At 63.2% G+C, this 12,555-nt stretch carries 9 protein-coding genes and 1 tRNA gene; 5 read left to right on the plus strand and 5 right to left on the minus strand.

Annotation, left to right across the window (positions count from 1 at the left end; genetic code table 11):
• The 4 genes from K9B37_RS20975 to K9B37_RS20990 all read right to left on the minus strand — a co-directional run.
• The coding region (locus K9B37_RS20975) for a beta strand repeat-containing protein (protein ID WP_224315490.1) at positions 1–2,467 on the minus strand (2,467 nt) is incomplete at its 3' end.
• Between the two features lie 265 nt (positions 2,468–2,732).
• Complete coding sequence (locus K9B37_RS20980; protein WP_224315563.1) at positions 2,733–3,533, minus strand: glycoside hydrolase family 25 protein; 801 nt, start codon at positions 3,531–3,533, stop codon at positions 2,733–2,735.
• A gap of 274 nt (positions 3,534–3,807) precedes the next feature.
• A complete protein-coding gene (mgtE, locus tag K9B37_RS20985) occupies positions 3,808–5,229 on the minus strand; it encodes a magnesium transporter (RefSeq protein ID WP_224315491.1) in 1,422 nt (473 codons plus the stop codon).
• Positions 5,230–5,492: 263 nt separating this feature from the next.
• A tRNA-Leu gene (locus K9B37_RS20990) sits at positions 5,493–5,577 on the minus strand.
• A gap of 250 nt (positions 5,578–5,827) precedes the next feature.
• Here K9B37_RS20990 and lipB point away from each other — a divergent pair.
• The 5 genes from lipB to K9B37_RS21015 all read left to right on the plus strand — a co-directional run bounded on the left by lipB (position 5,828) and on the right by K9B37_RS21015 (position 11,633).
• Positions 5,828–6,556, plus strand: coding sequence for a lipoyl(octanoyl) transferase LipB (lipB, locus tag K9B37_RS20995; protein ID WP_224315492.1), 729 nt, complete (start codon positions 5,828–5,830; stop codon positions 6,554–6,556).
• A gap of 95 nt (positions 6,557–6,651) precedes the next feature.
• Positions 6,652–6,981: a hypothetical protein gene (locus K9B37_RS21000; protein ID WP_224315493.1), complete on the plus strand. Its 330-nt coding sequence runs from the start codon at positions 6,652–6,654 to the stop codon at positions 6,979–6,981.
• A gap of 110 nt (positions 6,982–7,091) precedes the next feature.
• Complete coding sequence (locus K9B37_RS21005; protein WP_224315494.1) at positions 7,092–8,699, plus strand: carboxyl transferase domain-containing protein; 1,608 nt, start codon at positions 7,092–7,094, stop codon at positions 8,697–8,699.
• A 401-nt stretch (positions 8,700–9,100) separates the two neighbouring features.
• Positions 9,101–10,831: a dihydroxy-acid dehydratase gene (ilvD, locus tag K9B37_RS21010; protein ID WP_224315495.1), complete on the plus strand. Its 1,731-nt coding sequence runs from the start codon at positions 9,101–9,103 to the stop codon at positions 10,829–10,831.
• The gene (locus tag K9B37_RS21015; protein WP_224315496.1) at positions 10,818–11,633 is read left to right on the plus strand and encodes a tetratricopeptide repeat protein; all 816 of its coding nucleotides are present in this window, start codon (positions 10,818–10,820) and stop codon (positions 11,631–11,633) included. The genes ilvD and K9B37_RS21015 overlap by 14 nt, the downstream gene beginning before the upstream one ends.
• A gap of 49 nt (positions 11,634–11,682) precedes the next feature.
• On the opposite strand, the gene xth is transcribed toward K9B37_RS21015, so the two are convergent.
• On the minus strand, positions 11,683–12,468 hold the full coding sequence (gene xth / locus K9B37_RS21020; RefSeq protein WP_224315497.1) for an exodeoxyribonuclease III: 786 nt from the start codon (positions 12,466–12,468) through the stop codon (positions 11,683–11,685).
• Positions 12,469–12,555: the final 87 nt, after the last annotated feature.

Here is a 12,555-nt window from a genome sequence, read left to right on the forward strand (position 1 = left end):
CGGTGCCGGTGGCGGCGAGGCGGTCGCTTTGACCGGCGGCGTTGATCTCGACCGCATAGACCGAACCGGGCGCAAAGGAGACGTTGCCATTGACCGACAGCGTGCCGATCGAGTTGCCCGGCGCCACCGTGCCGCCGCCCTGCACGGCAAGCCCGCCGATCGTGCCCGAGCCGCCGAGCGCGGCATTGTTGAGCACGCTGACCGCAGACACCAGCGAACCATTCACCCCCAGATAGCCCGCCCGGACGGTCGTTGGGCCGGTATAGGTGGAGACACCATCGAGGTTGAGCGGATCGGCCGAGATCTTGTCCAACCCGACCGCCCCGGTGAGGCGGCCGTCGAAGTCGCCGCCGGCGATCTGCAGGCTGCCGCTGCCGGTGAGCGTGCCTGTGCCGTACAGATCCCGGATCGTGGCCCCATAACCCGCCAGGTCGAGGGTAGCACCGCCGGCGATGGTGGTTCTTCGGGCTGCGGCCAGCAGGGTGGGCAGTTGTACGCTGCCGGCGCGGACGGTGCCGCCATTGATCTCGACGGTGGAGGAGCCGGCGGCGATGGCAGAGCCGGTGGCGACGAGGGTGCCGGTGTCAGAGGCCGAGCCCAGCATCACGGTGGCGCCATCGGCGACGTTGGCGAGGTTGATGTTGAGGGTCTGGTTTGGCGCGACGGTCAGAACGCCGACATTGGTGATGCTGAGCGGATTGGCCAGGGTTGCGGTGCCGGCGATGGTGGAGCGCAGCTGGCCGCCGTTCAAGGTAACGCCGCCCGAGCCGAGCGCTGCGGCATTTTGAATCTCGAGCGTGCCGGTCAGCACGCTCGTGCCGCCGCTATAGGTGTTGGCTCCCGACAGGGTCAGCGTGCTGGTGCCGACTTTGGTCAGCGAACCGCCGGCCCCGCTGATGGTGCCGGAGACGGTGGTGGTCAGGCCGTTGAAGCCGACCGTCAGGGCCTTTGTGCCCAGGGCGAAGGTTCCGGCGCCCTCGATGGAGCCGAGGGTGGTGCCAGCGCTGGTCAGGCCGGAAATGTCGAGGGTGCCGCCGGCATTGTTGATGATCCGCGCGTTGCCGCCGGAGGCGTTGAACGAGAAATAGGTCCGTCCGGTGGCCTGATTGGTGATGACGGACGACCCGGCGCTCGAACTTCCGTCGAAGAAGGTGGCGCCATTGCCGAGATTGGTGATGGTGGCCGAAGCAGCGCTGCTGGTGTTCTGGAAGCTGGTGACGCTGCCGTTGCTGTTCTGGATCGTTGCCGACCCGGCGCTGCTGCTGCCACGGAACGTCACGCCGTTATAGGCGGGCGCCAGGGCATTGCTGATCTGAGCATTGCCGGCGGTGGAGGTCTGGGTGAAGACCAAGCCGGCGCCGAGGCTGGGCGTTGCATCCGCCGCGATGGTGATGGTCGCCGAACCGGCACTGGCGCCGTTGCCGAAGCTCAGCCTGCTCGAATCGTTGAGAATGATCGGCGCGGCAGCGGCCGTCACGCCGGCGCCGTCATAGCTCAGGGAGGCCGTGTCGCCGTTTACCGTGACCGTACCCGTACCCAACGCTCCGCTCGCGGCGGCAACAAGGGCGCCACTGTTGACGATCGTGCCGCCGGTGTAGCTGTTGGACGCGGTCAGCGTCAGGGTGCCAGTGCCCTGCTTCATCAGTCCGCCACCCGTGCCGACGATGCCTCCGGCAAAGGTCGTGTTTAGCGGATCCCCAACCGTCAGGCGGCGAGAACCGAGGTTGATCATTGAACCGCTGGACCCGCTGAGGCTGCTGATTGTCTGGTCTGGTGCTGTTCCAAGATCGAGTGTTGCCCCGGTGTTAATGGACACAGCTCCGGTGCTAGGCAGAGTTCCCGCACCGGACAGCCGGAGCGTTCCGCCCTGAATGCTCGTCCCGCCGGTATAAACGTTCGCGGCGCCGAGTTCGAGCACCCCCGGTCCGAGCTTGGTGAGGCCGCCCGGTCCGCCCATCGGGCCGCCGACATAGAAAAGTGACGTTGGCGCAGTGCCGTTGAAAGTTGTGGTGCTCAGGAGTGTGAGGGGGACATCGGCGGCAAATTCGGCCGTTCGAACGCCGGGCGCCGCTGCGCCAAATGTCAGGCCTGGCGCAATGCCCGCAAAGGTCAGGCTTCCCACGCTGACGACGTACCGGGCCCCAGCGGGGCCGCCTCCCTCGAAAATCACCTGATTAATGGAGTAGGAGCCGTTCAGGAAGACGCCATAGGCCGCAGCCGGGTTGCGGAAAAGTGCAGTCGCCGTTGGGGAGTCGGGAACAACCCCCTCTTCCCAGTAGAACGGATTCCCCCAGATGCCGCTTCCGGGCACCCACGTATAGGTCTGCGCCCCTGCAGGGCAGGCGTAGAGCAGAGCCGCAGCAGAGACCGACATGAGGAGAAGGGCGATACGGGGGGGGCGCCGTTCACGGTCGAGAACAGGTACAAAGCCCGCTGTGGGTCCGTGACGGTCGAAACGGTGAGCCATGCTGCCTCCTCAACGATGCCGAGGAGCAAATCAGTTATTCTCCCGGGCGCGGGAGTATTAAGAGGAAAAGCCTAGCCTTCCACTCTCAAACGCTTTCGGAAGAAGAGTTTTCGGAGATCTGTTACCTTACGGCAACGCGAGGTTGAAACGTTGCAAATGGAGTTCGCCAATGCGTCTCCATGCTTGCTCATCGAGCATCGAATGAGACAGCCGATCAGGATTACTGATCGGCACTATCAGCACAGATCTCTTTGAACTTAAAATCTCACTCGCCGACGCTAGCCGTCTGAACCGGATCCATGTCACGGCAGAACCCGGCAGACTTGAGGCGCTGGTGATCGCGCGGGTCGCAGGCGCTCTGGACGAACATCCGCCACTGGTTCTCGGTGCCGTAGAAGGTGTTGCGGTCCACGTCGCCGGAGACGCCGGGCACCCGGCCGGTCGTCGTGAACTGCCAGAAGGTCCAGCGACGATCACTGTAGCGTTCCTGCGGTTCGGCCGCGACGCTGCGGATCCAGTAGGGATAGTCGTTGAATTCCCCTTCCAGGATCTCTTTGTGGAAGGTGATGTCCGTATAAATGATCGGCCGCTTGCCCGTATGGGCCTGCATCTCCTTGAGAAGCACATCGATCATCGCAAGTGCCTGCTCGCGCGGCACCTTGCGTGGGCAGTTCACGGATTCGCCGTTCCACTCCACATCGAGAACTGGGGGCAGGGCATCCGGATCCTGCGGAACGTTCTTCTTGAACCACATGGCCTGCTCATGGGCCGGCCGGCACCAATAGACGAAGTGATAGGCTCCGCGCGGAACGCCGGCATTCTTGGCGCCCCACCAGTTCTCCAGGAACCGGTTGTCTACGTGGTCGCCGCCCTCAGTCGCCTTGATGAAGGCGAACTTGGTTCCGGCCTGGCGCAGGGCCGCCCAATCGACCTTGCCCTGCCACTTGGAAATGTCGACCCCATGGATCGGCAGACGATGCGCCGAGGCGACGCCCTCATGGGGCTTCGCGTCGCTCTTCATCGGATAGCGGCTGGAGGGTGCGATCGCGCAGGAGGCCAGCCCCATGGCGAGCGTGGACACAGCTATGAAGCGAGCCACGGCCAAGGGCGTGATCCGTCGGGTTTTCGAGCGGCGGGATGTGCGGCGCGTCATCGGGATCAATCAGAAAATACGCAACTGTTGGACCCTATGAGCGATGCCCCAAAGTCCTTAACGGACCCTTGATAGATGTCGCCCACGACAGAAAAAGATACGCCTTTGGGGAACTTGTCTACAGCTTGAGCGCACAGTCCCTCCAAAGAGCCAGGGACTAAGCAGCCGGTGCGTCGCAGACCCGTCCTCAGAGACCGAACCAGAGGGTCGCGATCCCCAGGAACGAGAAGAAGCCGACGATATCCGTGATGCTCGTCACGAAAGGCCCAGAGGAAACGGCAGGATCGACCCCGAATCGGTTGAGGGCGAGGGGCACGAAGATGCCGCCGAGCGCCGCAAAGAACAGCACGCTGATCATGGCGAGCCCAATCACCAGTCCGATCTGTGCCGTCTGGAACCAGAGCGCAGCGATGAGGCCCATGATAACCGCGAAGGTGACCCCGTTGAGAACGCCCACCACGGCCTCTCTCCGGATGATGCGCCAGGCATTCGCACGCCCGAGCTCCCGGGTCGCAAGAGCGCGGACTGCCACCGTCATGGTCTGCGTTCCAGCATTCCCACCCATGGACGCCACGATGGGCATGAGAATCGCCAGCGCGACCATCCGCTCAAGAGATTCCTCGAAGAGATTGATCACGTTGGCCGCAACCAGCGCCGTGCACATGTTGGCGAAGAGCCACGGAAAGCGGCTGCGTTGGATGTAGAAGATGGTGTCCGAGAGTTCCTCGTCCGACTTCACGCCGCCGAGCGCCTTGATGTCGGCATCCGCTTCCTCTTCGAGGACGTCGACGATGTCGTCGACCATCATGACGCCGACGAGTCGGTTGGATTCGTCGACCACCGCCGCGGAGACGAGATTGTAGCGCTCGAACAGGCGCGCGACCTCTTCCTGGTCTTCGGTCGCCTCCACCCGGTCCGGCTCGTCGTTCATGATCACTTCGATCGTGATCGGCCGCTTGCTGCGCAGGAGCCGGTCGAGCGGCACGGCACCAAGGAGATGGCCGGCCGGATCGATGACGAAGATCTCGTAGAAGGTATCGGGTAGATCCTCGGTATCGCGCATGAAGTCTATGGTCTGACCCACCGTCCAGAAGGGCGGCACGGCGATGAGCTCCGTCTGCATGCGCCGGCCGGCGGAGCCTTCCGGATATTCGAGTGCGCGCTGCAGAGCGATGCGCTCCACGGCCGGGAGCTGGTCGAGAATCTCGGCCTTGGCTTCCTCGTTGAGGTCTTCGAGGATGTAGACCGCATCGTCATGGTCGAGTTCGCGCACGCCCTCGACGACCGTCTGCGTTTCAAGTTCTTCGAGAATCTCCTCGCGGACGGAATCGTCCACTTCCGTCAGTGCCGCGAAGTCGAAGGCCGATCCAAGGAGTTCGATCAGACGCGGCCGGTCCTCAGGATCGAGGGCTTCCAGCAGGTCGCCGAGATCGGATTCGTGAAAATCCTCGACCTGTTGACGGAGGCGCTCCGCATCGCCGGCGTGAATCGCCTCGGCGACGCTCTCCACGAAGGCCGGATTGATCTCCTCGTTCTCGTCGCGGAAGCTCAACGGGTCCGTGGCGTCGCCGGAAGGAGAGGGCGGCGTCCTATTTTCGACGTCCTGCATGAGCCTGTCCCTAGAAGAGAATCGACAGCCATTCAGACGCGCCTGAATCGGCCAGTGCGCCTTGAAGACCGAGGAAAGCGAGTCGGTTGGCGGCGGTTCCTGAGAAATCGATCGAGCCGGTTCAGGAGCGCGCCGGTGGAAGAAAGATTCGAATACGGCCTAGTGAACCGGTTTCACACCCCCATGACAACCGCAACCGGGCAACAAAAAAGGCCCCGCGAGCGGGACCTTTTTTAAGAGGCCCGAAGGCCTGTCCGAAGGTTTGGTGCGGTCGAGAGGACTCGAACCTCCACGGGTCTCCCCGCTACCACCTCAAGGTAGTGCGTCTACCAATTCCGCCACGACCGCGAAACCTTCGTGCCAGGGTTGTTTCCCCTGGCGAGGCGGTGGCTATACAAGATCGATTGCGCCACCGCAAGCCCATCCGTCGAAGTCTTCTCAAGGGTGCCGAAAAGGCTGTTCCGCTGAGGAAGATTGCCGGCTGGACGGGCCTCCTATAGCGACCCCGATCGGGTTCGTCCACCGGGAAAGTGACGGTTGACCTGGGGCTGGTGAAAGGACCACAACGAGCCCATCTCTCCCTTGAAGTGAGGACCTTGTGCAGAGCCTGCGCGACAATCTGGCGGACACCTTTCTGGCCGTGGACGAAGCACCACCGGTTGCCTGGTCGATTGCTGAGGGTTTGACCGGTTATGAGGAGGCCGTCGCGTTTATGGAGGCGCGGGCCGCCGCCATCGCCGAGGGGCGGGCGCCGGAAATGGTCTGGCTTGTCGAGCATCCGCCGCTCTATACCGCCGGGACCTCCGCACAATCGTCCGATCTTGTCGAGCCTGATCGTTTTCCGGTTTTCCAGACCGGCCGGGGCGGACAATACACCTATCACGGGCCGGGCCAGCGGGTCGCCTATGTGATGCTCGACCTGAAGCGGCGCCAGCCGGATCTCCGGCGCTATGTGGCGGCTCTGGAAGCCTGGCTGATCGCGACCCTGTCCGATTTCAACGTATGCGGCGAGCGGCGGGAGGACCGGGTCGGAGTCTGGGTCCGCCGGCCGGAAAAGGGGGAGGGGGTCGAGGACAAGATCGCCGCCATCGGCATTCGTGTCCGGCGCTGGGTGAGCTTTCACGGCATCAGTCTCAACGTGGATCCTGATCTTGACCATTTTTCGGGAATTGTTCCTTGCGGCGTCCGCCAGCATGGCGTCACGAGCCTGGTCGATCTGGGGATCCCGGTGACGATGCCCGAGGTCGATGCGGTGATGCGCAGGACTTTCAAGGATATCTTCGGGCCTACCGCAAGGGCGGAAATGCCGTTGCTTTCTGGCAACTGAGGCGGGGTTTCGGGGCTCGGAGGCGGACGGCCTCCTTCTCAAGCGCGCTTCATGCTCTAAGCTTGTCAGAACGGTTGATCATCGGCGGATAATCCATGCATCGCGCGCTTCTCGCTTCCCTCGTCGCCCTAACCGCTTCGGCTTGCTCCTATACCCCCACTCCGACTGAAACTATCCACATCGTCGATTCCCCCGCCGATATCCGCTTCTGTACCCGACTCGCCGAAGTCAGTCCGAGCGTTCCCACCACTCCGGGCTTCGGCTCGGCCACACAAGCGATGCTCGAAGCGACGGTCGCTCTGGGCGGGACTCACCTTTACCTCGAGAAGCGCTCGAACGACTGGCTGCTTGTGCGCGGTTTCGCTTATCGGTGCCCATCCGGTCCCGCCGTTCGCGAGCGGGTTGTCATTCGCGCCAAGGGCTAATAGGCCGATTGTAGCTGCACCGCGCGGTGCCGGAATGGTCCGGGCCGCGCCGGGCGCTTGCCATCGTGCCCCCGATCCCTCCGGGGCCTCAGCCAGGGGAGGCCGACGACGTGCCTGTCATCGCCACATCCGCCGATCTGACCTCTGATGCCGCCCGCGCGAACCGGGAGGCTTGGGCGGGCTTGTCGCGTGAGCTTGCGGAGAAGCGCGCGGCTGTTGCCGACGGCGGACCCGCCAAGGCGCGCGAGAGGCATCTCGCTCGAGGAAAGCTCCTTCCGCGGGAGCGCGTGACGCGCCTGCTCGATCCCGGCACGCCATTCCTGGAACTCGGCGGCCTTGCGGCGCACGGCATGTACGACGACGCGATCCATGGAGCCGGAATCATCACCGGCATCGGGCGTGTCGCCGGCCGCGAGGTCATGATCGTCTGCAATGACTCGACGATCAAAGGCGGCACCTACTATCCGATGACGGTGAAGAAGCACCTGCGCGCTCAGGAAATCGCGCGGGAGAACCGGCTGCCGTGTATCTATCTGGTCGATTCCGGCGGTGCGAACCTTCCGCATCAGACCGAGGTGTTTCCGGACCGCGATCATTTCGGCCGGATCTTCTACAATCAGGCGACGCTCTCCTCTCTCGGCATCCCACAGATCGCCTGCGTAATGGGATCTTGCACAGCCGGCGGCGCCTATGTGCCGGCGATGTCGGACGAGACCATCATCGTCCGGAGGCAGGGCACGATCTTTCTCGGCGGTCCGCCCCTGGTGAAGGCGGCGACCGGCGAGGTCGTCTCCGCGGAAGATCTCGGCGGCGCCGACGTTCATGCGCGCCAGTCGGGCGTCGCGGATCATTACGCTACCGACGACGTGCATGCGCTGGCCATCGTCCGCCGCATCGTCGGGACGCTCAATACACGCAAGAGCATCGACATCGATCTCGCGGAGCCGGTCGAGCCGAAATATGCGATCGAGGATCTCGATGCCATCGTGCCGACGGACTTGAAGAAGCAGTACGACATCCGCGAGGTGATCGCGCGGCTGGTGGACGGCTCCGAATTCGACGAGTTCAAGCGTCTCTACGGCACGACCCTCGTGACCGGCTTCGCGCGGATCTGGGGCACGCCGGTCGGCATCATTGCCAATAACGGCATCCTGTTTTCCGAGAGTGCCCTGAAGGGTGCCCACTTCATCGAACTGTGCTGCCAGAGGCGCATTCCGCTACTCTTCCTGCAGAACATCTCGGGCTTCATGGTCGGCCGCCAATATGAAGCCGGCGGGATCGCCAAGGACGGCGCGAAGCTCGTGACGGCGGTCGCCTGCGCACAGGTTCCGAAGATCACGCTTCTGGTCGGTGGCTCGTTCGGCGCCGGCAATTACGGCATGTGCGGCCGTGCCTATTCCCCGCGGTTCCTGTTCACCTGGCCGAATTCACGGATTTCCGTGATGGGTGGCGAGCAGGCAGCCAGCGTTCTCGCCACCGTGCGGCGGGACAACCTCGAGGCGGAAGGCAAGGCCTGGAGCGCCGAGGAGGAGGATGCCTTCAAGGAACCGATCCGCCGCAAGTACGAGGAGGAAGGGAGCCCCTATCACGCCACCGCCCGCCTCTGGGACGACGGCATCATCCTGCCGTCCGAGACGCGCCGGGTTCTCGCGCTCGCCTTTTCGGCGGCTCTCAATGCTCCCGTTCCGGAGACCAGGTTCGGCGTCTTCCGGATGTAGCGAATCGTGACTTTCGAGCACCGTCGCCTGAAGGCGCGGTGACGGCTCGGGGTTCATTCGAAAGTCGAAGAAAATTGCTTCGAACGGATCTCGAATGAAGAGAATTCCGTCTCAAAAATGTTGCGGCGTTGCAACACCCTCAAAGCTTCCTGATGATGCCCATCTTGGCCCAAGCTCCGCCAAGATGCCGCCATAAACGAAGCTCACCTGATGAACGTAGGCTAAACTGCTTCTAAGCCAACGGTTTAAGGCAAAGCGACTGACGGAAAGCAAGGCATTAAGCCTCTTTGGCTTTTGCTTTCGGGAGTTGTTGCGTCTCCGGCGCGGCGCGTGGCAGATCACTTTAGTTCCGTAACCTTTGGTAACTAGGGTGAAAGGCTGAGCGGGGAAGAGCACAAATTATGGATGCGCGTCGGATCGACAAGTCGCGATTGCCCAGCCGTCATGTGACGGAGGGACCGACTCGCGCTCCGCATCGCTCCTACCTTTATGCGATGGGCCTGACCCGAGAGCAGATCGCTCAGCCGCTCGTCGGCGTCGCCACCTGCTGGAACGAGGCCGCGCCCTGCAACATTTCGCTGATGCGCCAGGCGCAGGCAGTCAAGAAGGGTGTAGCCGCTGCTGCCGGCACCCCACGCGAATTCTGCACCATCACTGTGACCGACGGCATGGCGATGGGTCACCAGGGCATGAAGTCCTCGCTCCCATCCCGTGAAGTCATCGCGGATTCGGTCGAGCTGACCATGCGCGGTCACTGCTACGATGCGCTGGTGGGCATGGCCGGGTGCGACAAGTCCCTGCCGGGCATGATGATGGCGATGGTCCGCCTCAACGTGCCCTCGATCTTCATCTATGGCGGCTCGATCCTTCCAGGTTCCTTCCGCGGCCGGCAGGTCACCGTCCAGGATCTGTTCGAGGCGGTCGGCAAATACTCGGTCGGCGAGATGTCGGACGAGGACCTGACCGAGTTGGAACAGGTCGCCTGTCCGTCTGCCGGCGCATGCGGTGCGCAGTTTACCGCCAACACCATGGCGACGGTGTCCGAGGCCATCGGCCTTGCATTGCCCTATTCGGCGGGAGCGCCGGCACCTTATGAAATCCGCGACCGGTTCTGCGCCATGGCCGGCGAGAAGGTGATGGAGCTCATCGCCAGGAACATCCGGCCGCGCGATATCGTGACCCGCAAGGCGTTGGAGAATGCCGCAACGGTCGTTGCCGCTTCCGGCGGTTCGACGAATGCGGCCTTGCATCTTCCGGCCATCGCCCATGAAGCGGGCCTCAAGTTCGATCTCTTCGATGTCGCGGAGATTTTTCGGCGTACGCCCTACATCGCCGACCTGAAGCCGGGCGGCCGCTATGTGGCAAAGGACATGTTCGAGGCCGGCGGCATCCCGCTTCTCATGAAGACCCTGCTCGACAACGGCTTCATGCACGGCGACGTGATGACGGTGGCCGGCCGCACCATGGCGGAGAACCTCGCCGGGGTGAAATGGAATCCTGATCAGGATGTCGTCAAGCCCGCCGACAAGCCGATCACGCCGACCGGCGGCGTTGTCGGTCTCAAGGGCAATCTCGCCCCGGACGGAGCGATCGTGAAGGTCGCCGGCATTCCGGCAGAGAAGCAAACCTTTCGCGGACCAGCGCGCGTCTTCGACGGTGAGGAAGCCTGCTTCGAGGCCGTCTCCCATCGCCGCTACAAAGAGGGCGAGGTTCTGGTGATCCGCTACGAGGGGCCGAAAGGCGGCCCCGGCATGCGTGAGATGCTCTCGACGACGGCGGCGCTCTACGGCCAGGGCATGGGCGATCGGGTCGCTCTGATCACGGACGGGCGCTTCTCCGGTGCTACCCGCGGCTTCTGCATCGGGCATGTGGGGCCGGAAGCCGCGACGGGTGGGCCGATCGGCCTCCTGCAGGATGGCGACGTCATCGCCATCGACGCGATTCGGGGCACTATCGACGTGGAACTCTCCGAGGAGGAACTGTCTCGCCGCCGGGCCGCTTGGCGGTCCCGCGAGACCGATGCCACCTCCGGCTACCTTTGGAAATATGCACAAACCGTAGGGTCTGCGCGGGACGGGGCAGTCACCCATCCCGGCGGCGCTGCAGAAAAAGAAGCCTATGCGGACATCTAGCTTTATTGCCGCCTTCATCGGGGCGGTTGTCCTGGCCCCGGGCGCGGCTCTCGCGCTCGATGCCGCACCGCGTCCGCAGCCGCTGACGCCAGCCACGAAATATGGCTCGGTCCGTGAGGCGCTGCGGACCGGCATGCGCGACTATAACGCCGGGGACAAGCTCGGCGCGGCTCAGGCGCTAGAATATGCGGCAGGTCAAGGGCACACGCTTGCGCTCTGGAAGCTCGGTCGCATGTATGCTGATGGCGACGGCGTGCAGCACGACGACCTCAAAGCCTTCGAGTATTTCTCCAAGCTCGCGGATCAGAATGCGGACGAGAGTCCCGATTCTCCGAACGCGTCGGTCATTTCCAGCGCCTTCGTGGCGCTCGGCACCTATTTTCTCGATGGGATCAAGGGGAGCTATGTCGCCGCCAACCCAGCGCGGGCGGTGGAGATGTTCAACTACGCTGCCTCCTATTTCAGCGACTCGAACGCGCAGTACAATCTGGCTCGTCTCTATCTCGAGGGTACCGGTGTCGAGAAAGATGTCCGTCTCGCGGCACGCTGGCTGAATCTCGCCGCTGAAAAGGGACACCATCCATCCCAGGCCGTTCTCGGCCATCTGCTGATCACCGGGCAGGGCGTTCCGCGGCAACGGGCCCGGGGACTGATGTGGTTGACGCTCGCCCGCGAGTCGAGCGATCCCGCAAAGGACCAGTGGATCGGCAAGCTCTACGACGATGCCTTCGAGAATGCCTCGGAAAGCGACCGCAAGCTCGCTCTGGCCCTCCTCGAACAATACATGCAGTCACGGCATTAGGCCGCGCTCAGTCGCCACTGCATCCGTCACCGCCAAACCATAGAGTGCCTTAGTCGATGTCCAGGTCGACCATCACCGGGACGTGGTCCGAAGGTTTGTCCCAGCTGCGTACCTCCCGGCGGATCGAGGCGGACTTGAGCCTGTCTTGCGCCTGCGGCGATAGGAGCAGATGGTCGATCCGGATGCCGTTGTTCCGCTGGAAGGCACCGGCCTGATAGTCCCAGAAGGAATAGAGGCCCGGCTGGTCGTTGCAGGCCCGCACGGCATCGCCGAAACCGAGATTCAGGAGTTCGCGGAACTTGGCTCGGCTTTCCGGCTGGTAGAGCGCATCGTTGAGCCATGCCGCGGGATCGGCAGCATCCTTGGGTTCCGGGATGACGTTGTAGTCGCCGCAGAGCACCACGGGCTCCTCCAGGACGAGAAGCTTGCGCGCGTGGGCGGTCAGTCGGTCCATCCAGGCGAGCTTATAGTCGAATTTCGGCGTGCCGATGGGGTTGCCGTTGGGCAGGTAGATGGAGGCGACCCGCACCACCCCGGTATCCGTGGAGACGATTCCCTCAAGGTAACGGGCCTGTTCATCGTTCTCGTCGCCGGGGAGACCCTGGCGCACGTCCTCGAGCGGGCGCTTGGAGAGGATCGCCACGCCGTTATAGGCCTTCTGGCCATGCGTGACGACGTTGTAGCCCAGGGCTTCCACTTCAGCGCGGGGAAAGGCCTCGTCCACACATTTCAATTCCTGGAGACAGACGATGTCCGGCTCGGCGCTCTTCACGAAGGTGGCGAGATGCTCCAATCTCTGCTTGATGGAATTCACATTCCACGTTGCGATCCTCATCGTTCCTCGCTCACTTCTGCCTCATTCTCCCGTTTCATCGGATGTTCGCCCCGGGCTGGCAAGGTGAAACCGGAAATCATCAACACG

Origin of the sequence: Microvirga puerhi (assembly GCF_020089865.1) — a bacterium.
Classification (GTDB): Bacteria; Pseudomonadota; Alphaproteobacteria; order Rhizobiales; family Beijerinckiaceae; genus Microvirga; species Microvirga puerhi.